At 67.3% G+C, this 20,709-nt stretch carries 18 protein-coding genes; 5 read left to right on the top strand and 13 right to left on the bottom strand.

The window, feature by feature from the left end; all coding sequences use genetic code 11:
* Positions 1-8: 8 nt before the first annotated feature.
* The 4 genes from WNM05_RS11055 to WNM05_RS11040 form a co-directional block, all read right to left on the bottom strand.
* Positions 9-1,061: an ABC transporter permease gene (locus tag WNM05_RS11055; protein ID WP_434635036.1), complete on the bottom strand. Its 1,053-nt coding sequence runs from the start codon at positions 1,059-1,061 to the stop codon at positions 9-11.
* A gap of 16 nt (positions 1,062-1,077) precedes the next feature.
* Positions 1,078-2,019 (bottom strand): ABC transporter permease, encoded by a 942-nt coding sequence (locus WNM05_RS11050; RefSeq protein ID WP_434635034.1) that lies wholly within the window; start codon positions 2,017-2,019, stop codon positions 1,078-1,080.
* A gap of 21 nt (positions 2,020-2,040) precedes the next feature.
* Positions 2,041-3,834, bottom strand: coding sequence for an ABC transporter substrate-binding protein (locus tag WNM05_RS11045; protein ID WP_434635032.1), 1,794 nt, complete (start codon positions 3,832-3,834; stop codon positions 2,041-2,043).
* 186 nt (positions 3,835-4,020) lie between these two features.
* The gene (locus WNM05_RS11040) at positions 4,021-4,857 is read right to left on the bottom strand and encodes an SDR family oxidoreductase (RefSeq protein ID WP_434635030.1); all 837 of its coding nucleotides are present in this window, start codon (positions 4,855-4,857) and stop codon (positions 4,021-4,023) included.
* 139 nt (positions 4,858-4,996) lie between these two features.
* Here WNM05_RS11040 and WNM05_RS11035 point away from each other — a divergent pair, with 139 nt between their 5' ends.
* The 3 genes from WNM05_RS11035 (at position 4,997) to dxs (ending at position 8,042) form a co-directional block, all read left to right on the top strand.
* Positions 4,997-5,230 carry an exodeoxyribonuclease VII small subunit gene (locus WNM05_RS11035; RefSeq protein ID WP_434635028.1) on the top strand — a complete coding sequence of 78 codons (234 nt, stop codon included), beginning with the start codon at positions 4,997-4,999 and terminating at the stop codon, positions 5,228-5,230.
* The gene (locus WNM05_RS11030) at positions 5,220-6,116 is read left to right on the top strand and encodes a polyprenyl synthetase family protein (protein ID WP_434635027.1); all 897 of its coding nucleotides are present in this window, start codon (positions 5,220-5,222) and stop codon (positions 6,114-6,116) included. The genes WNM05_RS11035 and WNM05_RS11030 overlap by 11 nt, the downstream gene beginning before the upstream one ends.
* Before the next feature lie 75 nt (positions 6,117-6,191).
* Complete coding sequence (gene dxs, locus WNM05_RS11025; protein ID WP_434635025.1) at positions 6,192-8,042, top strand: 1-deoxy-D-xylulose-5-phosphate synthase; 1,851 nt, start codon at positions 6,192-6,194, stop codon at positions 8,040-8,042.
* Positions 8,043-8,084: 42 nt separating this feature from the next.
* Here the strand turns inward: dxs and WNM05_RS11020 are convergent, their stop codons facing one another.
* The 5 genes from WNM05_RS11020 to WNM05_RS11000 all read right to left on the bottom strand — a co-directional run bounded on the left by WNM05_RS11020 (position 8,085) and on the right by WNM05_RS11000 (position 13,944).
* Positions 8,085-8,609, bottom strand: coding sequence for a DUF2165 family protein (locus tag WNM05_RS11020; protein ID WP_434635024.1), 525 nt, complete (start codon positions 8,607-8,609; stop codon positions 8,085-8,087).
* A 110-nt stretch (positions 8,610-8,719) separates the two neighbouring features.
* Positions 8,720-10,174: an aminoacyl-histidine dipeptidase gene (locus WNM05_RS11015; RefSeq protein ID WP_434635022.1), complete on the bottom strand. Its 1,455-nt coding sequence runs from the start codon at positions 10,172-10,174 to the stop codon at positions 8,720-8,722.
* A gap of 308 nt (positions 10,175-10,482) precedes the next feature.
* Positions 10,483-11,802, bottom strand: coding sequence for a metallopeptidase TldD-related protein (locus WNM05_RS11010; protein ID WP_434635019.1), 1,320 nt, complete (start codon positions 11,800-11,802; stop codon positions 10,483-10,485).
* A complete protein-coding gene (locus WNM05_RS11005; protein WP_434635016.1) occupies positions 11,799-13,259 on the bottom strand; it encodes a TldD/PmbA family protein in 1,461 nt (486 codons plus the stop codon). The genes WNM05_RS11010 and WNM05_RS11005 overlap by 4 nt, the downstream gene beginning before the upstream one ends.
* A gap of 217 nt (positions 13,260-13,476) precedes the next feature.
* Complete coding sequence (locus WNM05_RS11000) at positions 13,477-13,944, bottom strand: DUF1348 family protein (RefSeq protein ID WP_434635014.1); 468 nt, start codon at positions 13,942-13,944, stop codon at positions 13,477-13,479.
* 89 nt (positions 13,945-14,033) lie between these two features.
* On the opposite strand from WNM05_RS11000, the gene WNM05_RS10995 reads away from it, so the two are divergent.
* Together WNM05_RS10995 and WNM05_RS10990 are read left to right on the top strand one after the other, a co-directional pair.
* Positions 14,034-14,591 carry a TetR/AcrR family transcriptional regulator gene (locus tag WNM05_RS10995; protein WP_434635011.1) on the top strand — a complete coding sequence of 186 codons (558 nt, stop codon included), beginning with the start codon at positions 14,034-14,036 and terminating at the stop codon, positions 14,589-14,591.
* Between the two features lie 57 nt (positions 14,592-14,648).
* On the top strand, positions 14,649-15,143 hold the full coding sequence (locus WNM05_RS10990; protein WP_434635010.1) for a prolyl-tRNA synthetase associated domain-containing protein: 495 nt from the start codon (positions 14,649-14,651) through the stop codon (positions 15,141-15,143).
* 28 nt (positions 15,144-15,171) lie between these two features.
* Here WNM05_RS10990 and WNM05_RS10985 read toward each other — a convergent pair whose 3' ends face one another.
* The 4 genes from WNM05_RS10985 to WNM05_RS10970 form a co-directional block, all read right to left on the bottom strand.
* Positions 15,172-16,518 (bottom strand): efflux transporter outer membrane subunit, encoded by a 1,347-nt coding sequence (locus tag WNM05_RS10985; protein ID WP_434635007.1) that lies wholly within the window; start codon positions 16,516-16,518, stop codon positions 15,172-15,174.
* A 5-nt stretch (positions 16,519-16,523) separates the two neighbouring features.
* The gene (locus WNM05_RS10980; RefSeq protein ID WP_434635005.1) at positions 16,524-18,461 is read right to left on the bottom strand and encodes a MacB family efflux pump subunit; all 1,938 of its coding nucleotides are present in this window, start codon (positions 18,459-18,461) and stop codon (positions 16,524-16,526) included.
* Positions 18,458-19,564, bottom strand: coding sequence for a macrolide transporter subunit MacA (macA, locus tag WNM05_RS10975; protein WP_434635003.1), 1,107 nt, complete (start codon positions 19,562-19,564; stop codon positions 18,458-18,460). The genes WNM05_RS10980 and macA overlap by 4 nt, the downstream gene beginning before the upstream one ends.
* A gap of 219 nt (positions 19,565-19,783) precedes the next feature.
* Positions 19,784-20,674: a LysR family transcriptional regulator gene (locus tag WNM05_RS10970; protein WP_434635001.1), complete on the bottom strand. Its 891-nt coding sequence runs from the start codon at positions 20,672-20,674 to the stop codon at positions 19,784-19,786.
* Positions 20,675-20,709 lie beyond the last annotated feature (35 nt).

Raw genomic sequence — 20,709 nt, 5'->3', positions numbered from 1 at the left:
TGTGATCCTCACTTTACCTTCGGGTCCAGCGCATCGCGCAGCGCATCGGTCAGCATGCTGAATGCGGTCACCAGCAGCGACATGAACACCACCACCATCGCCAACTGCCACCAATAGCCCTGCATCAGCTCCTCCGGCACCTCGGCCAGCATCGAGCCCCAGCTGACCTGGCGCACGTCGACGCCGAAGCCGAGGAAGGACAGGATCACCTCGTACTTGATCAGGCCCACCATCAGCAAGGAAAACTGCACCAGCAGCAGGTGGGAGATATTGGGCAGGATGTGGACGAACATCCGCCGCGCGCTGCTGGCGCCGATGGCGTCGGCCGCCTGCACGAACTCGCGCGAGCGCAGCTTGATGAACTCGGCGCGCACCAGGCGGAACACGCCGGTCCAGGTGGTCAGCGACAACACCAGGATCACCGTGCCCAGCCCGCGGCCGGCCACCGCGGCGAAGGCCAGCAGCAGCAGCATGTCCGGCATCGCGGTGAACACGCTGTAGAACCACATCAGGAAGTCGTCGGTCTTGCGGCCGAAGAAGCCGGCGCAGGCGCCCAGCGCGGTGCCGATCACGATGGCCAGCATCGAGCCGAAGAAACCGACGAACAGCGAGGTCGACGTTCCCTTGATCACCTTGTCCAGGATGTCGCGGCCGCGCTGGTCGGCGCCGAAGGTCAGCGACTCGGCCTTCTTCGCCTCCGGCAGCACGTACCGGTCGCGGTTCTGGCGCGCCTTCTGGGTTTCCGCCCAGATCGGGTCTTCCGACGGCAACAGGCCCTCGGCCACCGGTTCGGCGGCCGGCTTGCGAGGATGCGCCACCGCGTCCGCTTTCTGCGCCTGGAACAGGAAGGTCGGCGGCGCGTAGGACACGGCGATCTCGTCGTTCCAGCCGCGGCCGATCAGGCCCAGCCAGCTGGCCAGCGCCAGCGCCATGAAGGCCAGCACCACCCACAGCGAAACGAAGCCGACGCGGTCGCGCTTCAGCCTTTGCCATCCGAGCGCCCACAGGCTGCGGGACGGCGCCGCCGGCGCGCCGCCGGCGGTATTCTGCAATGTCGTCATTTTCGTTCTCCCCCGCTCACTTCAATTGCACGCGCGGGTCGATCCACTTGTACAGGATGTCGGCCAGCAGATTGAACACCATGGCCGCGGCGGCGATGGTGATGGTGATGGCCTTGATGACCGGGAAATCGCTCTTGTCCACCGCGTTCAGCAGTTCGTTGCCCATGCCGGGGATGCCGAAGAAGCGCTCCAGCAGCATCGAGCCCAGCATCAGGAAGGGCAGCGACATCGTGACATTGGTGACCACCGGGATCAGCGCGTTGCGCAGCACGTGCTTGAACAGCACGGCGGGCTCGGACAGGCCCTTGGCGCGCGCGGTGCGGACATAGTCGTGGTTCAGCTCCTCGACGACGAAGCTGCGGTAGAAGCGCACGCTGGGCGCCAGCGACACCAAGAGGCCCAGCAGCAGCGGCAGCGGCAGATAGAGCAGCAGATTGGCGACGACGCTGTCGTCGTCCCAGCCCATCACCGGGAACAGGTCCCAGGCGAAGGCCAGCTGGTACTGGCCGACGATGATGTAGACCAGCGAGCTGACCGACATCGCCACCGTGCAGATCAGCGTCACCATGCGATCGGTCAGGCCGCCGCGGAAATAGGCGACGGCGACGGCGATCGGCAGCGCGGTGAACAGCTCCAGCACCAGCAGGCCGCCGGCCAGCATCAGCGACGGGCCGACGCGGGTGGCCAGCGTGTGCGCCACCGAGTGCTGGGTCGCCCAGGAATTGCCGAAGTCATAGCTGAGCACCTGCTTGACGAACAGCAGGAACTGCTCCGGCAGGCTCTTGTCCAGCCCCATCTGCGCGCGGAAATTGGCGATCATTTCCGGCGTCAGGCGCTTGCCTTCCAGGATGTAGGTGGGATCGCCGCCCACCCAGTTGAACAGCACGAACACCAGCAACATGACGCCCAGCATCGTGGGAATCATTTGCCAGAGACGGCGAACGATATATGCAAACATGTTTTCCCCTCGATCAAGCGCTTAGTGCGGCGCGACGTCGACGTAGCGCCAGAAGCCGGCCTGGGCGGAAATCGGATGGCGCTTGAAGCCGCTGACATAACCCTGGGTCAGTTCGTTGTAGAAACGGGTGACGCCCAGTATGTATGGCTGCTGCGCGGCAACAAGCCGGTTCATCTTGCGGTACAGCTCCTGGCGTTCCGGTCCGTCGGGCAGGATTTGCGAAGCGTCGTACAGCTTGTCGAAAGCCGCCACCTGGTAACCGGCCAGATTGCCCTGGCCTATCGAGCGCGAAGAGAACACGGTCACGAAGTCGTCGCCGTCCGGCGTCGACGCGGAGCCGCCCAGGCTCCACATCTGCAGCTTGTTGGAATACGCCGCCTTCAGGTTCTCGTTCCACTTGGCGGTCTTGAAGCGCACGCGGATCTTGATGCTGTCGAAGGCCTTCTGCCAGATTTCGTTGAACTGCTTGTCGGAGGCCGAGGACTGGGTGGCCTGCTCGATCACCAGCGGCGCGCCGTCGGGCCGCGTACGGTAGCCGTCGGCGCCGATCTTGTAGCCGAACTCGTCCAGCAGCGCGTTGGCGGTGGCCGGGTCGTAGCCGACCTGCCCCTGGAAGTGCGGGTCGAAGCCGACCATGCCCACAGGCACCAGGCCCTGCATCGGGATCGCCTGGTTGCCGTACAGCAGCGGGATTACCTCCTTCTTCAGCGGATAGGCCAGCGCGATCGCGCGGCGCAAGGCCACCTTGTCCTTGCCGTAGCCGCCGACGACGGGATCCTTCAGATTGAAGTAGGCGTAGGTGCTGTCGAGTCCCAGGGTGTGGCTCAGGCGGATATGGCGCTTGGCCAGCGCCGGACGCAGCGTGGTGTCGTAGGGATTGTCGGGATTGATGTTCAGCGCCGACTTCATCGCCGACTTCGGCACGACGATCCAGTCCAGCTGCTTGTTCATGAAGGACAGCCAGCGCGGCTGGTCTTCCTCGATGACGCGGATCTCGACGCGTCCGACCTGCGGCAGCGACTTGCCCTTCAGCGCCCGGTAGATTTCCGCGTCGCCGGGCTCGCTGCCCGGCAGGCCGTCGAAAACGGTCTTGCGGAAGCCCGGATTGGCCACCAGCACGATGCGGTTGCCCGGCTTCCACTCCTTCAGCATGAACGGGCCGGTGCCGACCGGATGGGACAGCGTGTCCTGGCTGTAGCCCTCAATCACCTCGCGCGCGACCGCGCCGGCGTCCTTGGCCGCGACGGTGTAGAGGAAGCCGAAATTGGGCTTCTTCAGCACGATGCGCAGCGTATAGCGGTCCGGCACCTGCAGGCCGGGGATGGGCGTGTCGTAATCGAATTTGCCGGTCTTGGCCGCCTTCTTGGCCGCCTCGTCCAGGCCGGCGATGAAGTCGGTATACGACGCGCCGTTAGGGGCGTTGTTCTTCGGATCGGCGAAGCGCTTGAAGGTGTAGGCGTAGTCGGCCGCGGTCAGCTCCCGCCGCTTGCCCTTGAACACCGGATCGTCGGCGAAGTAGATGCCGGGCTTGATCTTGAACGTGAACACCTTGCCGTCGGCCGATACCTCGGGCATCGCGCTGGTGGTGTTGGGCACCACTTTCAGCGGCCGGGCCAGGTAATCGTAGGTCAGCAGGCCGTCGAATATGTTCTCTCCGACTGCCATCGAATAGACATCGTGCACTTTGACCATGTCAAAGCCGGTTTCCGGGGCGCTGAACGCCACCCGCAACACCTTGGCCGGATCCGCCGCCAAGGCCGGCGGCGCGAGCGAGGCGCCCAATGCCAGCACAGGCAACCATTTCAGGTGCTTCATAATTATTGTCATCTCCTTCGTAGCGCGGGAGCCTTGAACGGCTCCCCTCTTTTTGTCGCCGGCCAGAGGGCTGTCGCATACGTCCAGCCATGACGGGCGCGAATGACTGTAAGGCCAATTCGCTACGCGGATCAACAAAAAATTATCAAGATGGCATCAGGAAAATTCAAATGCGGGCAATACGCCTCATGTTGCACTGCGGCAAGCGCGGTCGTACCAGCTCTGCGGCAGGCAACGGCGCAGCAACCAGTACAGCTTGGTCGGAAAGGTGACGCGGTAGCGGGCGCGCGGCCGCCGGCTGGTGACAGCCTGCCAGACCGCCTCGGCCACCGCCGTCGCAGGCAAGGTGAACGGCGCCGCGTGGCCCTCTTTTTTCAGCCGCTCCAGCTGCGTCTGGTAATTGTCGCGATGCACGCTGCCGTCGATATCGACGTTCTTCAAAAAACGCGCCAGCGCGTTCGGGCGGAAACGGCTTTCGATCGGCCCCGGCTCCACCAGCGACACATGAATGTCGCTGCCGTAGAGTTCATGCCGCAGCGTGTCGCACAGCCCTTCCATCGCGAACTTGCTGGCGTTGTAGGCGCCGCGCCAGCGCATCGCGGCGAAGCCGAGTATCGAGCTGTTGAACACGATGCGGCCATGGCCCTGGGCGCGCATCGTCTTCATCACCGCATTGCTCAATTCCCAGGGCCCGAACAGATTGGTCTCGAACTGCTCGCGCATCGCGCGCCGCGAAATGTCCTCGACCGCGCCGGGCTGGCCGAAGCCGGCGTTGTTGAACAGCGCGTCCAGCCGGCCGCCGGTCTGCGCCAGCACCTGGTCCAGCGCCGAGCGTATGGACGCCGGATCGTCGACGTCCAGCAACAGGCAGTTCAAGCCCTCGGCGCGCAGCCTGTCCACATCTTCCGGTTTGCGGCAGCTGGCGAACACGCGCCAGCCGCGATCGTTGAAGCATCTGGCGGTATGGTAGCCGATGCCGCTGGAGCAGCCGGTGATCAGGATGGAACGGACGGGAACGGTCATGCGGGCCTCGGATCGGGAAACAGGCCCTACACCGTACACCAATCGACGCCGCGCCGGAACCGACCGCCCGAAACGACGCTGTCGTTTGGATGCGGAATTGGACTAGAATGGCGACCTGACATGCAATAGGAAAACCGCCATGGCAAAAGCCGCCAAAGCCCCGGCCAGTTTCGAGACCGCGCTGGCCCAGCTGGAGGACATCATCCAGGCGATGGACAGCGGTGACATGCCGCTGGAAACCGCCCTCGCTTCGTACAAGCAGGGCACCGAATTGATCAAGTTCTGCCAAGGCAAGCTGGCCGACGCGGAACAGCAGTTGAAAATCCTGGAAAACAACGAACTGAAGGCGCTGGATCTGCCCAATGGCCAATGAAACCTTCACCGGCTGGATGAGCGCCATCCAGCAATACATGGAGCAGGCGCTGGAGAAGCTGCTGCCGGCCGCCGACTGCGCGCCGCAACGGCTGCACCAGGCGATGCGCTACGCGACGCTGGAAGGCGGCAAGCGCGTGCGCCCGCTGCTGGTCTTCGCCGCCGGCGAGGTGGTCGGCGCCGAGCGCGACAATCTGGCCCGCATCGGCGCGGCGCTGGAAATGATCCACGCCTACTCGCTGGTGCACGACGACATGCCGTGCATGGACGACGACGTGCTGCGCCGCGGCAAGCCGACCTGCCACGTCGCCTATGACGAGGCCACCGCGCTCTTGGTCGGCGACGCGCTGCAGACCCGCGCCTTCGAGCTGATCTCGCAGCCGATGCCCGGCATCGCCCCGGCCGGCCAGCTGGAGATGACGCGCACGCTGGCGCACGCCGCCGGCCACGCTGGCATGGCCGGCGGCCAGGCGATAGACCTGGCCAGCGTCGGCCTGCCGCTGACGCTGCCGGAACTGGAATTCATGCACATGCTGAAGACCGGCGCGCTGATACGCGCGTCGGTGCTGATGGGCGCGATGGCCGGCCGCGAGCTGTCCGGCGCGGAAAAGGAGGCGCTGGACGCCTTCGCCAAGCGCATCGGCCTGGCCTTCCAGGTGGTCGACGACATCCTGGACTGCGAGGCCGACACCGCCACGCTGGGCAAGACCGCCGGCAAGGACGCCGCCCACGACAAACCGACCTATGTCAGCCTGCTTGGCCTCGCCGAGGCCAAGCGGATGGCCAAGGATTTGCACGACCAGGCCTTCGCCGCGCTCGAGGGCTTCGGCCCGAGCGCCGAACGCCTGAAACAACTGGCCGACTACATCGTCGCCCGCTCGTTTTGAACCGCTCGACGCCAGAACAATCGAAACCAGGGCGGCTCACCGCCCGGCGAGCCCTACCATTGCAGACCCACAACAATGTATCCGCTGCTAGAAACGATCAATAGCCCGGCCGATCTGCGGCTGCTGCCGCGCAACCAGCTGCCCCAACTGGCGCGCGAACTGCGTGAATTCCTGGTGGAGTCGGTCAGCAAGACCGGCGGCCACTTCGCCTCCAACCTGGGCAGCATAGAGCTGACCATCGCGCTGCACTACGTGTTCGACACGCCGAACGACCGCCTGGTCTGGGATGTCGGCCATCAGACCTATCCGCACAAGATACTGACCGGCCGCCGCGAGCGGATGGGCACGATGCGCCAGCACGGCGGCCTCGCCGGCTTTCCGAAGCGCGACGAGTCCGAGTACGACACCTTCGGCGTCGGCCACTCGTCGACGTCGATAGGCGCCGCGCTGGGCATGGCGGTCGCCGCCAAGACGCTGGGCCTGGACCGCAAGAGCGTCGCCATCATAGGCGACGGCGCGATGACCGCCGGCCAGGCCTTCGAGGCGCTGAACAACGCCGGCGCGATGGACACCGACCTCCTGGTGGTGCTGAACGACAACGATATGTCGATCTCGCCGAACGTCGGCGCGCTGAACAACTACCTGGCCAAGCTGATGTCCGGCCGCTTCTACGCGGCGATGCGCGAAGGCTCCAGCAAGGTGCTGGGCATCGCCCCGCCGCTGAAGGAGATCGCCAGCAAGATGGAGGAGCACGTCAAGGGCTTCTTCACGCCGGGCACACTGTTCGAGGAGTTCGGCTTCAACTACATCGGCCCGATCGACGGCCACGACGTCGACGTGCTGGTGGACACGCTGAAGAATATCCGCAGCCTGAAGGGGCCGCAGTTCCTGCACATCGTCACCAAGAAGGGCCAGGGCTACAAGCTGGCCGAGAACGACCCGGTCAAATACCACGGCGTCACCAAGTTCGACCCGGCCAACGGCCTGGCCGGCGGCAAGGGCGGCGCCGGCAAGCCGCAATACACGCAGGTGTTCGGCGACTGGCTGTGCGATATGGCCAAGCAGGACGCCCGCCTGGTCGGCATCACGCCGGCGATGCGCGAAGGCTCCGGCATGGTGCGCTTCGAGAAGGAGCATCCGGACCGCTACTACGACGTGGCGATCGCCGAGCAGCACGCGGTGACCTTCGCCGGCGGCATGGCCTGTGACGGCATCAAGCCGGTGGTGGCAATCTACTCCACCTTCCTGCAGCGCGGCTACGACCAGCTGATACACGACGTGGCGCTGCAGAACCTGCCGGTGATGTTCGCGATAGACCGCGCCGGCCTGGTCGGCGCCGACGGCCCGACCCACGCGGGCGCCTTCGACCTCAGCTATCTGCGCTGCATTCCGAACATGCTGGTCGCGGCGCCGTCGGACGAGAACGAATGCCGCCAGCTGTTGTACACCGCCTTCCGGCACGACGGCCCGAGCGCGGTGCGCTATCCGCGCGGCACCGGTCCCGGCGCCGCGATCGAACAGCAGATGACGGCCTTCCCCATCGGCAAGGGCGTACTGCGCCGCCAGGGCGGCAAGATCGCCATCCTGGCCTTCGGCAGCATGGTGCACCCGGCGCTGGCCGCGGCCGAATCGCTCGACGCCTCGGTCGCCGACATGCGCTTCGTCAAGCCGCTGGATGTCGAGCTGGTGCGCCGGCTGGCCGAAAGCCACGAGCTGATCGTCACCGTCGAGGAGAATGTGGTGATGGGCGGCGCCGGCTCGGCCTGCGTCGAGGCGCTGCAGGCGATGCGTCTGGCGACGCCGGTGCTGCAGCTGGGCCTGCCGGACGACTATGTCGAGCACGGCGATCCGGCGCTGCTGCTGTCGCTGTGCGGCCTGGACGCCGCCGGCATCGAGAAAAGCATACGCGAGCGCCTGGCCGGCTGACGCCCCGCCGCCGCCCCCACGCGGCGGCGGCCTCCCGCCCTGCTAGTCCGCCTGCTCCTGCTGGCGGATGTAGATCAGGCTGATCACGATGAAGCTGATGAAGGCGTAAGCCTTCATCTGGCCGTTCCACTGATTGGCCCACATCGCGAAGTACTCTCCTCCGACCACCGCGAAACCGAAGTACCACACCAGAATGGCCAGCATCGCGCCGAGGTTGAACACGCTCTTGCTCCAGCGCAGGCAACCGTTGCCGGCCGCCGCCAGCAGCATGCCGACGCCGCCGGCGGTGCACAGCAGGCCGAACACCATCTCGCCGGTGACGATGGCGAAATAGCCGGCGCGCTGCCACAGCGGATCGTGCACCGCGCGCTGCTTCAGCGCCGCGCCCTGGAACCACGGCTCCATCGTGTCCATGGACAGCACATGGCGGACGAACTGCCAGTTGGAGTCATAATCGACGATATTGCCCGAGGCCACCAGCAGGCCGAACAGGCCGATGGACAGGGCCAGCACGCCCTTGCACAGGTACTGGATGCGCAGGTGGATATTCACTTGTTCTTTTGTCATGGCTTTCTTTAGGCTTTTGGCAAAGCCACAGCATGCCACGATGGTGCGGATCCCGATATAAAAAAACGGCCCGGCAAAGCCGGACCGTTCTTCATTGCCGACGATACCGCTCAGCGCGCCGGAATCGCCTTCAGCACCGCCTGCAGCAACTGCCAGGCCTTGCCGACCGACTCCACCTCGACCCGCTCGCCCGGCGCATGCGCGCCGCGGATGTTCGGGCCGAAGGACACCATGTCCAGATTCGGATACTTGGAGCCGAGGATGCCGCACTCCAGGCCGGCGTGGATCACCTGCACCGCCGCCTCGCCGCCGAACTCCTTGCGGTACACGTCCTTGAACAGCGCCAGCAGCTTCGATTGCGGATTCGGCGCCCAACCCGGATAGCCGCCCTCCATGCCGATGGAGAAGCCGGCCAGACCGAACAGGCTCTCGATCTCGCGCGCCAGCATCCAGGTGCCGGAATCCAGCAAGGACCGCACCATCAGATTGGCGAACACCTTGCCGTCGGCGATGGTCACCACGCCGAGATTGTTCGAGGTTTCCACGACGCCGTCCACGCGCTGGCTCATCCGCTTGACGCCGTGCGGCGCCGCGTGCAGCGCGGCCAGGATGGCGCCCTGGTCGGCGCGGGACAGGACGCCGGCGGCTGGAGCGGACTCGGACAGCACGGCCACGCCCTCGTCGACGCCCGCCAGCTCGAAGCGCATCAGCGCCTGGAAGGCGTCCAGCTTGGCCGCCACCTTGGCGGCGTCGGCGGCCGGATAGGCCACCACGGCGAAAGCCTCGCGCGACAGCGCGTTGCGGGCCGTGCCGCCCTTCAGCGAAACCAGGCGCAAGTCGGTTTCGGCTTCCAGTTCGCGGATCAGGCGGATCAGCAGCTTGTTGGCGTTGCCGCGACCCAGGTGGATGTCGGCGCCGGAGTGGCCGCCCTTCAGGCCCTTGACGGTCAGGCCCGCTGCCTGAAAGCCGGCCGGAACCGGCTCGACGGCGTATTCGCGGCTGACGTTGACGTCGACGCCGCCGGCGCAGCCCATATAGAACTCGCCCCACTCCTCGGTATCGATATTGATCAGGTACCGGCCCTGCAGCAGGCCGGTCTCCAGGCCCAGCGCGCCGCCCATGCCGGCCTCTTCGTCCAGCGTCAGCAGCACTTCCACCGGGCCGTGCGCGACGTCGTCGCCGGACAGCACCGCCATGCCCAGCGCGACGCCGATGCCGTTGTCGGCGCCCAGCGTGGTGTTCTCGGCGATCAGCCAGCCGTCCTTCAGCACCGGACGGATAGGATCCTTGAAGAAATCGTGCTCGGTGCCGCTATTGGCCTGGCACACCATGTCGAGATGGCCCTGCAGCACCACGCCAGCCCTGTCCTCGTAGCCCGGAGTGGCCGGCTTGCGGATGATCAGATTGCCCGCCTGGTCGACGACGGTCTCCAGGCCCCTCAGCTCCGCCCAGCCCTTCATGTAGTCGCGCACCTGTTCTTCGTGCTTGGACGGGCGCGGAATGTCGCACAGGGTTTGGAAATGCTCCCAGACGGCTTTCGGTTCGAGCTTGGCGATTTCGGTCACAACGCGTTCCTTGATTCGGTATCGCGGCGCGGCACACGATGGGCCGCGCCGCCGGGTACAAGCTTCGCCATCGAGGCGAAGGCTGGAAATATGGGCATCGGCGCGCCGGAACCTTTCCGCTCGTGCCGCGACGGACTCGCCGTCAGGACATTCTACACGATGCGCGATGAAGAGAAAGCATGCCTCTCCGGACGCGCGCGCCCAAATCCCCCGAAAGAAACGCAATGGACATCGGTCATATCGCCCGGCCGCCAGTTCATGCCAAAGACATCAATCATGCAAAAACCACATGGCGGCCGGCGCGCGGCCTACAGACTGAAACGCAGCGACCTGACCAAGGCGCCCGGCAGCAGCTTGCTCTGGGTGGCCCGCCCCCCGTAGCTGCCCGCATCCACCAGCAGTTCGCGCTCGACAGTCAGCGCCTCCAGCTCGTCGCCCAGCAGGCGGAACAGGCTGTCGTCGAAGCGCATCACGCCCAGCGGCGCGACGATCTTGCCGTCCTCGACCCAGAAGCAGGCGAAGCGGGTCATGCCGGTGATGCGGCAGGCGGCGCGATCGGAAAAATTCAGATACCACAGATTGGACAGGTAGACGCCGGTGCCCAGCGCGCTCAGCACTTCATCGCGCGGCAGCTCGCCGGCGGCCAGCTGCATGGCCTCGGCGTACTCGTCTGCGCCGGCGTTCGGCTCCAGGCCGAACTCGCGCGCGCTGCGCGGCCCGATCAGGCTGCTGCGGTGCTCGCCGCCGGAAATCAGCTCGACCCGCTCCGGCCGGATGAAGCCCTCCCCCTGGAACAAGGGCCCCAGCCCCTCGCCGCCGGCCTCGGCCAGCGCGACCCGCGGCGACAGCCTCGCCTCGCCGCTGGCCAGCTTCAGCAGCGGACTGCGCTTGGCGCGCAACTCCTTCTCCGACAGGCCGCCCCAGTTCAGCATCGACAACAGGCCGCTCAGCGCCGTCGGCGTGAAATAAGCGCGGTACTCGCCCGGCTCCAGCGTCTTCAGCGGCAGCTTCAGCAAGGCCAGCTGCTCGGCCGCTTCGTCGATGTCGGCGCGCAAGGCCCGCGCATCCCAGGCGCTGCCGGCCCGGCTGCGCTTCACCGCCTTGTCGCCGTGCGAATACAGGCTCCAGTCGAAGTGCCAGCTCTCGCCCTGCTGCCAGTTGAACTGGCCCAGGTGATTGGCGAAGCCGAAACTGATCTCGCCGCTGGCGAGGATGCCGACCAGGTCGTGCCCGTCGGCGGCGGCGAGAATGTCGGCGACCATGGTCTCCGCCGGCGGCAAGGCGCCGGCAGCGACGCGCTCGCCGCTCTGCACCCGCTCGTTCAACAGCAGGAAGGGGTCGTCCTCCACCTGCTCCAGCGCCGCGCGCAACGCCGGCAACGCCGCCTCGATCAGCGCCAGATCGTCGGCGCCGCCGCACAGCGACAGCTGCTGCGTGACCTGGCGCCTGCCGTGGATCAGCCGCAGATCCAGATAGGCCTGCTCCACCGAGCCGGCCTGGCGCACCTTGCCGTGATTGAAGCGGATGAAATCGCTGCGCTCGGCCTCCAGCCACAGCGTATAAGCTTCCCCGTCGCGCAGCAGGCCGTTCAGCGCCGCCGCCAGTGTTTGCAAATGCGCGCGCATCATGCCGCTCCTCCGAATACGTCCACGCCGCCGAACACGCAGGCCGGCGACGCATGGCCGACCCTCACCACCTGGTTCGGCTCCCCCTTGCCGCAATACGGCGTGCCCATCACCGCGAAGGTGCTCGCATCGCCGACCGCCTTCAGCGAGCGCCAGAAGCTGGCGGAGACGCCGCGGTAGTTCGGATTGCGCACCACGCCCTTCAGCTCGCCGTCCTCGACCAGTTGGCCCCATTCGCAGCCGAACTGGAATTTGTTGCGCGAATCGTCGATGGACCAGCTGACATTGGTCTGCATCAACACGCCGCGTTCGATGCCGGCCACCAGCTGCTCGAAAGTCTTGTCTCCCGGTTCGACGTTGAGGTTGGCCATGCGGTCTATCGCCGGACGGTTCCAGTTGCAGGCGCGGCTATTGGCCACGCCGTCCAGCGCGAAGCCGTCCAGGCGCGCCCGGGCCGTCGAGATGTCCCCGCCCAGCGGCCGCTCCAGCACACCGTCCCGGATCAGCCACGCCTTGGCTGCCGGCTTGCCGTCGTCGTCCCAGCCGTAGCTGGCCAACTCATTGCGCTGCAAGGGGTCGAAGGTGACGTTGAGCAGCTCGGAACCATAGCGGTAGCTGCCGAACATATCCGGCGTGACGAAGCTGGTGCCGGCATAGTTGCGCTCGTCGCCGAGTATGCGGTCCAGCTCCAGCGGGTGGCCTATGCTCTCGTGGATCTGCAGCATCATCTGCTCCGGCATCAGCAGCAGATCCATCGCGCCGCTCGGGCAGTTCGGCGCGTACAGCAGTTGCAGGGCCTGATCGGCGACGCGGCGACCCGCGCCCCTCAGGCCGGCCTCGGCGATCAGCTCCATGCCGCCCTGGCGTCCCAGGCCGCCGTACTGCCCGCCCAGGCTGCGGGTCTGCACCCTGCCGTCGGCGAAGGCGGTCACCACCAGCGACGGCGTCAAGGCGCGCAACTGCTGCTCGGCCTCGCCGCCGCCGGACGTCAGGTAAAGCTGGCGGATGTCCTGACGTACCAGGCCGGCCGACCAGTCGACGACGCGCGCGTCGTCGCCCTTCGCCGCGGCCGACTCGCTGAGCAGCAGGTCCAGCATGGCCGCGCGCGGCCATGCCTGGTCCTCGGCGACGCCCGGCCCCCGGTAACAGCCCTGGGGAGACGGCAGCTGGATCCGCCGATAGTCGAACACGCCCCGCCCGGCGGTGGCGCGCGCCCAGTCGCGGGCGCGCTCGAAGGCCGCGCGCAGGCCGGCCTCGCTCAGATCGGCGGTGGCGGCGTAACCGTAGCCGCCGCCGTCCAGCACGGTGATCATCGCGCCGCGGTCGTGGCGCCGGACAAGCGGCTGCTGCCGCCCCTGGCGCACGCTCAGCCCTTCCTTGTCTTCCTCGACGTAACGCAGCGAACAGAAGTCCGCGCGCGGCTGCAGCGCCCGGAAACGCCGCCGGATGGTTTCAAGCATGGTCAAGACTCCAGATGGAGCGGCGCGGCCGCCCGGTGAAATGTCATCGGCATTGATACTAATCAGCCGAACCGCATTCTGTCCATCCCGCATTCGCAAGACGACGGACGGCTCGCCACGGCGAGCCGCCCGTCGCCCTGCCCGGCCGAGCCCTGAACTCGCCGCGCCCGGCGTTCCCGGCCGGCCGCTCAAGCCGGCAAAGGCCCGGAGGCGGCGGCTACAGCCCCAGCTCGCTCAGCCCGGGATGAGCGTCCGGCCGCCGTCCCAGCGGCCAGAAGAACTTGCGCTCGGACTCGGCGATCGGCATGTCGTTGATGCTGGCGTGGCGATGCGCCATCAGGCCGTCGGCGCCGAACTCCCAATTCTCGTTGCCATAGCTACGATACCACTGGCCGGCGTCGTCGCGCCACTCGTAGGCGAAGCGCACGGCGATGCGATTGCCGTCGAAGGCCCAAAGTTCCTTGATCAGCCGGTAATCCAGCTCCCGCCTCCACTTTCGTTCCAGCATGGCCTGAGCCTCGGCCCGGCCCTGCGGAAAATCGACTCGGTTGCGCCAACGGGTATCCAGGCTGTAGGCCAGGGCGACGCGCGCCGGGTCCCGGCTGTTCCAGCCGTCTTCGGCCAGGCGGATTTTCTCGATCGCGGTATCGCGGGTGAACGGCGGCAGCGGCGGGCGGGTTTCCATATCGATTTCCTTTTCGAATTAAGTAGACAGACCTGTCTACATGCAAGCCAGTCTAGACCGAAGTAGACAAGTCTGTCTACAATCATTCCATGAAAACGAATCCCATGGCCGACCACGCCGCGCCGTCCGCCCGCGACCGCATCCTCGCCACCGCCCACAGACTGTTCTACCAGGAAGGCCTGCGCGCCACCGGGATAGACCGGCTCATCGCCGAATCCGGCGTCACCAAGGTGACCTTCTATCGCCACTTCCCCAGCAAGAACGAGCTGATCCTGGCCTATCTGGAACAGCGCCACGTCCTGTGGATGGCATGGTTCCGCGACGCGCTGGCCCGCCATGCCGGACCCGCCGCGCCGGCGGCCGCCTTGCGGGAATGGTTGGAGTCGGACGATTTCCGCGGTTGCGCCTTCATCAACGGCGTAGGGGAAATGCCGGCGGAGCCGGCGGTGGCCGAGGCCGCGCGCCGGCACAAGGCCGAAATGCGGCAAGCGATCGCCGCGGTGCTGTCCGATGGCGCGGACAAGGAGACGCGGGCGGAAATGCTGGCCCTGGCCGTCGACGGCGCCATCGTGCGCGCCCAGATAGACGGCCGGCCGGATGCCGCGCTGCAAGCGTTGGAGAAGCTGATCGCGAAGCTGGCGGGATGACGCGGACACGCAGGCCGTGATAGTTTCGAATGGAATCGAAACGCCGGAGACCGACCGATGGAACACGTGCTGTACCGCCTGCTTGAGCAACAACGGATCCGCTACCAGCGCTTCGAACACCCGCCGGTCTACACCTGCGAGGAGGCCGCGCGGCTGACGCCGGGCCTGCCCGGCGCCGAATGCAAGAATCTGTTCCTGTGCGACGCCAAGGGCCGCCGCCATTTCCTGGTGGCGGTGCCGGCCGACGCAGGCGTCGACATCAAGGCGCTGGGTGAGGCGCTGGAGGCCAAGGGCCTGCGCTTCGCCTCGCCCGAGAGGCTGAAGAAATACCTGGGACTGGAGCCGGGATCGGTGACGCTGCTGGCCGCGGTCAACGACCGCGAGCGTCTGGTGGAAGTGGTGGTGGACGAGGCCCTATGGGCGCGGGAGGCGATACTCTGCCACCCGCTGGTCAACACCGCGACGCTGAGCGTGCCGATCGAGGACCTGGCGCGGCTGCTGGAGCACACCGGCCATGCGCCGCGCGTGATCGCCGTGCCGCGCCGCGATTGAGCCGGACCGGCATGAAAGCCGGCCCCTCTCAGGCAGACGGCGCCCCGCCCAGGGCCTTGTACAGCAGGGCCAGATTCTTCAGCCGCTCCAGATTCAGGTCCAGCAGCTTCTCCCGCGCCTGACGCTCGCCGCGAGCGGCGTCAAGCCAGGGCTGCATATCGGTCTCGCCGGCCCGGTAACGGCTCTCGGCCAGGCGGGCGTGCCGGCCAGCCAGCGCCAGCGCCTCGCCTTGCAGCGCGGCGCTGTCCTTCAGCCGGCGCCTCGCGGCAAGGCCCTCCTCGACTTCGCCGTAGGCGCCGTACACGGTCTTGCGGAACTCGATTTCGGCCAGCCGGTAGTCGGCTTCACTGGATTGCAGCTTCAGCCGCATCTGCCGCCAGTTCAGAAAAGGCAGCGACAAGCTCGCGCCCAGGCCCAGCTGCGCGCCGGGAACGGCGCTGCTCCGGCCCAGGTCCCCGTTCAGGCTGAAACGCGGAAAGAAGTCCGCCCGTTTCTGGTCGACTTCGGCCAGCTTGCCGCGCAGCCTGGCCTCGGCGGCCCGCAGGTCCGGACGCCGCCGCAGCAGCTCGCCGGGCAGGCCGGCGGCGATGCCCGGCAGCGCCGGCCGGGCGGCCAGCGGCGCGATGGCCGGCAATGGCGCGCCCGGCGGCGCGTCGAGCAGCAGCGCCAACGCGTTTTCCTTCTTGCGCAGGGCCTCCTGCCCGCCCAGCAGACCGGCTCGTTGCGTCAACACCTCGCCGTCGGCCTGGATCGCGTCCTGATCTGCCAGCGCGCCGGCCCGCCATTTGGAACGCGCCAGCGCCTGCATGCGGACGGCGTCGGCCAGCGCGGCCTCGGTCAGCGCCAGCCTGGCCTTTTGCGCGGCGATGTCCCAATACAGGCCGGCGGCGGCGCTGTCGGACAGCAGATCGGCGCTGGCGCTGTCGTAGCGGCTGGCGACGAAAGCCTCGCCCTCCGCGCGCCGCGACGCGTCCAAGCGGCCCCACAGGTCGGCCTCGTACGATACCGTCAGGCCGATGGAACGGGTGCCGGCGCCGCTTCCGCCGTCCAGCGGCCGCGTATGCTTGGCCGACAGCGATCCGTCCAGCGTCGGCCGCGCGTCGCTGTCGGCCAGGCCGGCCGCCAGCTGCGCCTTGCGCAGTTTCAGCAGGGCGATTGCCAGATCGGGATTGCGGCTGCGCGCCTGCCCGAGAACCTGCAGCAGCATCGGATCGTCAAAGCCGCGCCACCACGCCTCGCGCCGCATGTCCTGGGCCGCCTCGACCGGCTGCGTCCATCGCGCCGGCGCCTGCAAGGCCTGGCGCTGATACGGCGTGGCCTGGCAGCCCGCCAGCAACAGCGCCAGCGCCAGCCACGGCCATCTATGGTTTCTCATGCTTCTCACTCCCGCGCCAGCGCGTCTATCGGATTCAGCCTGGCGGCGCCGCGCGCCGGCAGGAAGCCGAACAGCACGCCGATCAGCGACGAACAGGCCACCGCCAGCGCGATCACCGATGGCGACAGCGGCGACATCTGCCACTCGGTGACGAACAGCGAAAACACGAAGCGGAAGCCGTAGGACAGCGCCACGCCGACCGCGCCGCCGATCAGGCAGACCAGCACCGCCTCGATCAGGAACTGCTGCAACACGTCGCCCTGGCGCGCGCCGACCGCCATCCGTATGCCTATCTCGCGGGTGCGCTCGGTCACAGACACCAGCATGATGTTCATCACCCCTATGCCGCCGACCAGCAGCGAAATCACCGCGACCAGCGCCAGCAACAGGGACAGCGAGCGGCTGGAGCTCTCCACCGTCTTCAGTACTTCGTCCAGGTTGTAGGTGAAGAAGTCCTTGCCGCCATGTCGCTGCGTCAATAGCGCGGTGATGGCCTTTTCGGCCAGCTTGGTCGGCTGGCCGTCCCTCACCCGGATCACGAAGTGGTCGAAATGCTGCTGGCCGAACAGGCGGCTGGCCGTCGTCGAATACGGCATCCACAGCTGCAGCGAATTACCGCCGAAACCGCGGTCGCGCGGGGCCACCACGCCGACCACCGTGGCCGGCACCGTGCCCACCAGGATGACTCGCCCCACCGCCTCGCCGTCGCCGAAGAGCTTGCGGCGCGCGTTCGTGTCCAGCAGCACCACCTGGCGCTGCAGGCGGACGTCGTCGACGCTGAAGACCTGGCCCTCGGCCATCTTCATGCCCTGCACGCGGAAGAAGTCCCGTCCGACGCCGCTGACCGAGCCGTTGACGTCGACATTGCGATAGCGGATGCGCTGCGGCTGGGTGGTTTGCGGCGTCACGCTGTCGACATAGCTTTCGTCCGCCAGCGCGGCGATGTCGCCGGGCAGGAAGGTCCGTATGCCGTCGGCCTTGTCGTCGGCCCAGTCCTTGCCGCGGAAGACGGTGATGGTCTGGGTGCCCATCGCGCGGATGCTCTTGAGCACATAGTCGCGCGAACCCTCGCCTATCGCGATGACCGACACCACCGAGGCGATGCCGATGACGATGCCCAGCATGGTCAGCGCGGTGCGCAGGCGGTTGGACAGCATCGCCAGCAGCGCCATCTTGAACGCCTCGGCCATCCGCTCGCGCAGCGACGGGCTGGCGGCGGCGGGCGCCTGCTCGTCGATGCTTCGCGCCGGCGGCCGCGTCGCGCCGCTGTCGCGCAGGATCTCGCCGTCGCGGATTTCGATCACGCGGTCGGTCTGGGCGGCGATGGCCGCATCGTGGGTGACGACGATCACCGTGTGGCCGGCGGCGTTCAACTCCTTCAGGATGCGCATCACCTCGTCGCCGCTGCGGCTGTCCAGCGCGCCGGTCGGTTCGTCGGCCAGGATGATGCGCCCGCCGTTCATCAGCGCGCGGGCGATCGACACCCGCTGCTGCTGGCCGCCGGACAACTGGCCCGGCCTGTGGCCCTCCTTGCCGGCCAAACCCAGCCGGTCCAGCAAGGCCTGGGCCCGCGCGCGCCGCGCCTCTAGCGGCATGCCGGCGTAGACGGCCGGCATCGCGACATTGTCCAGTGCCGACAGGTGCGGCAGCAGGTGGTAGCGCTGGAAGATGAAGCCGAAATGCTCGCGCCTGAGCGCGGCCAGTTGCTCGCCGTCCAGGCTGCCGGCGTCCCGTCCGGCCACCCGGTAGCGTCCGTCCGACGGTTGATCCAGGCATCCCAGAATGTTCATCAGCGTCGACTTGCCGGAGCCGGAGGCGCCGACGATGGCGACCATCTCGCCGGCGGCGATGCTCAGGCTCACGTCCTTCAGCACCGCCGCCTCGCCGTCGCCGGAAGGGAATCGGCGCCAGACGCCATCGAGTTCCAGACCGGTTTCGCTCATGCGCTGACCACCACGGCGGCGCCGTCCTCGGGCTTGTCGGCCTGCTCGCCGGTCACGACCAGCTCGCCGGCCTTCAGCCCGTCCAGCACCTGGACGCGGGTCGAGGTTCTCAGGCCCGTACGCACCCGCCGCTCCTCCAGCCTGCCGTCGCCGCTCTTGACCCTGACGGCGTAACGACCGTCCTTGCCGGCCTCGCCGAGCGCGGACAGCGGAATGCTCAAGGCCTTGTCCACGCGCGACAGCACGATGCTGACCTGGGTGGTCATGTCGACGCGCAGCTTGCCATCCGGGTTGGACACGTCGAACAGCGCCTTGTAGAACATCGCGTTATTGATCTTTTCCGGCGTCGGCAGAATGGCGCGCAAGCGGCCCCAGCGGCGCTGGTCAGGCGCGCCCAACACGGTGAAGTAGACCGGCAGGCCGGCCTTGATGCGGATCACGTCGGCCTCGGCCACATAGGCGCGCACCGTCACCTTGCTGAGGTCGGCCAGCTTCAGTATCACCGGCACCGTCTGGGTGGCGATCACGGTCTGGCCCTGCTGGGTGACGATTTCCAGCACCTCGCCGTCCATCGGCGCCAGGATGCGGGTATGGCCCAGCTTGGTGCGCTTGCCGTCCAGCACCGACTGGTCCTGGCGGATCTGCGCCTGCAGATCGGCCAGGCCGGCCTTCAGCGTCAGGTAGCCGGTCTCGGCGTTCAGCAGCTCCTTGTCCGAGGTGGAGCCTTCAGCCTGCATGCGCCGCTGCCGCGCCAGCTCGCGCTCGGCCTGGCGCAGCGAGGCCTGTTTGGCCTGGCGCTGGGCGATGCGGGCGTCCAGCGACGCCTCGGCGGCGCGCAATTCGTTCAGGCTGTCCTCAGGATCGATCTCGGCCAGCAACTGACCCCGCCTGACCTTGTCCCCGGCCCCGACCTTCAGCGTCTTCAGCTGGCCGGTGGCCTGGGCGCCGACATCGACCTGCCGCAAGGCCTGGATCGCGCCGCTGGCCAGCACCAGGTCTTCCAGTTCGCCGCTTTCCACCTTCGCTGTCAGCACCGCCGGCGGCGGCGCCTCCGCCAGCCAGCGGTGCGCGCCCCAGCCTATCAAGACCAGCGCCGCCAGCAAGACCGCGGCATTGCGCCGCGGCCGCCCGCCTAATCCCCGGCGCCGGAAGCGCCGCCACAGGGCGCCTCCCCCGCGCACCGGGCGCAACAATATGCCAAACCATCGCCTGAACCGCATCATCTCAAACCAATTCGTTAACAAAAAACTATCCGGTCTGGCAATTTACTTACAAGATAGTTCCACCCTCCGTCTTTTTTCAGAGTAATCCCAAACAGCCGCTCAGCCCTCCAGTTGCAGGCGCTCGCGCAACAACGCCGCCGCCCATTCGACGAAGACCTGAACGCGCCGCGACAGATGCCGGCGGTGCGGATACAGCACCGAGACCGGCATCGGCGGCGGCGGCCAGTCGGCCAGCACCTCGACCAGGCGCCCGGCCGCCAGGTGCGGCTCGGCGTCGTAGCGCGGCAGCTGGATCAATCCCAGGCCGGCCAGCGCGCAGGCGATATAGGTCTCCACCTGGTTGACGCTGATCGGCGAGCGCAGCGCCAGCTCGCGCCGCTCGCCGTCGCGCAGGTATTCCCAGCCGAACACCTTGCCGGTGGACGGCGAGGCGTAGTTGACCGCCCGATGGCGCGGCAGATCGTCCGGCGTGCGCGGCTCGCCGAAGCGAGCCAGATAGTCGGGACTGGCATAGCTGCCCTGCGGCAGCATGCCGATGCGGCGCGCCACCAGACGCGATTCGCCCAGATGCCCGACCCGGATCACGCAGTCCACTCCCTCCTGGATCAGGTCGACCGGCCTGTCGGTCACGCCCAGTTCCAGTTCGATGTCCGGATACTGGCGGAAAAAGTCCGGCAGCGCCGGCGCCAGCACCTGCCGGCCTATCGGCCCCGGCACGTCGATGCGCAAACGGCCGCGCGGGCTGGCGCCCTGCTGGCTGAACAAGGCCTCCACCTCGTCGAAGTCGGCCAGCAGCTGCTGACAGCGCTCATAGAAGCCGCCGCCGTCCAGCGTCAGCTGCACCCGGCGCGTGGTCCGGTGCAGCAAACGCACGCCCAGCTGCGCCTCCAACTGCTGCACCGCGCTGGAAACGGTGGCGCGCGGCAGCTGCAATTGCTGCGCCGCGCGGGTGAAGCCGCCGGCGTCCACTACCGCGGCGAAAACCCGCATTGCCTGAATCCGGTCCATCTCCGCTCCAATTAGAT

This window comes from Chromobacterium sp. CV08, assembly GCF_051129845.1.
Lineage (GTDB): Bacteria > Pseudomonadota > Gammaproteobacteria > Burkholderiales > Chromobacteriaceae > Chromobacterium.
The sequence above is the reverse complement of the archived record's forward strand: the minus strand, read 5'-3'. Positions and strand labels throughout refer to the sequence as shown.

What these genes read in the sequence shown, in the direction of transcription:
- WNM05_RS11055 (WP_434635036.1), bottom strand. Translation starts at nt 1,061, where the DNA reads ATGACGACATTGCAGAATACCGCCGGCGGCGCGCCGGCGGCGCCGTCC.
- WNM05_RS11050 (WP_434635034.1), bottom strand. Translation starts at nt 2,019, where the DNA reads ATGTTTGCATATATCGTTCGCCGTCTCTGGCAAATGATTCCCACGATG.
- WNM05_RS11045 (WP_434635032.1), bottom strand. Translation starts at nt 3,834, where the DNA reads ATGAAGCACCTGAAATGGTTGCCTGTGCTGGCATTGGGCGCCTCGCTC.
- WNM05_RS11040 (WP_434635030.1), bottom strand. Translation starts at nt 4,857, where the DNA reads ATGACCGTTCCCGTCCGTTCCATCCTGATCACCGGCTGCTCCAGCGGC.
- WNM05_RS11035 (WP_434635028.1), top strand. Translation starts at nt 4,997, where the DNA reads ATGGCAAAAGCCGCCAAAGCCCCGGCCAGTTTCGAGACCGCGCTGGCC.
- WNM05_RS11030 (WP_434635027.1), top strand. Translation starts at nt 5,220, where the DNA reads ATGGCCAATGAAACCTTCACCGGCTGGATGAGCGCCATCCAGCAATAC.
- dxs (WP_434635025.1), top strand. Translation starts at nt 6,192, where the DNA reads ATGTATCCGCTGCTAGAAACGATCAATAGCCCGGCCGATCTGCGGCTG.
- WNM05_RS11020 (WP_434635024.1), bottom strand. Translation starts at nt 8,609, where the DNA reads ATGACAAAAGAACAAGTGAATATCCACCTGCGCATCCAGTACCTGTGC.
- WNM05_RS11010 (WP_434635019.1), bottom strand. Translation starts at nt 11,802, where the DNA reads ATGATGCGCGCGCATTTGCAAACACTGGCGGCGGCGCTGAACGGCCTG.
- WNM05_RS11005 (WP_434635016.1), bottom strand. Translation starts at nt 13,259, where the DNA reads ATGCTTGAAACCATCCGGCGGCGTTTCCGGGCGCTGCAGCCGCGCGCG.
- WNM05_RS11000 (WP_434635014.1), bottom strand. Translation starts at nt 13,944, where the DNA reads ATGGAAACCCGCCCGCCGCTGCCGCCGTTCACCCGCGATACCGCGATC.
- WNM05_RS10995 (WP_434635011.1), top strand. Translation starts at nt 14,034, where the DNA reads ATGAAAACGAATCCCATGGCCGACCACGCCGCGCCGTCCGCCCGCGAC.
- WNM05_RS10990 (WP_434635010.1), top strand. Translation starts at nt 14,649, where the DNA reads ATGGAACACGTGCTGTACCGCCTGCTTGAGCAACAACGGATCCGCTAC.
- WNM05_RS10985 (WP_434635007.1), bottom strand. Translation starts at nt 16,518, where the DNA reads ATGAGAAACCATAGATGGCCGTGGCTGGCGCTGGCGCTGTTGCTGGCG.
- WNM05_RS10980 (WP_434635005.1), bottom strand. Translation starts at nt 18,461, where the DNA reads ATGAGCGAAACCGGTCTGGAACTCGATGGCGTCTGGCGCCGATTCCCT.
- WNM05_RS10970 (WP_434635001.1), bottom strand. Translation starts at nt 20,674, where the DNA reads ATGCGGGTTTTCGCCGCGGTAGTGGACGCCGGCGGCTTCACCCGCGCG.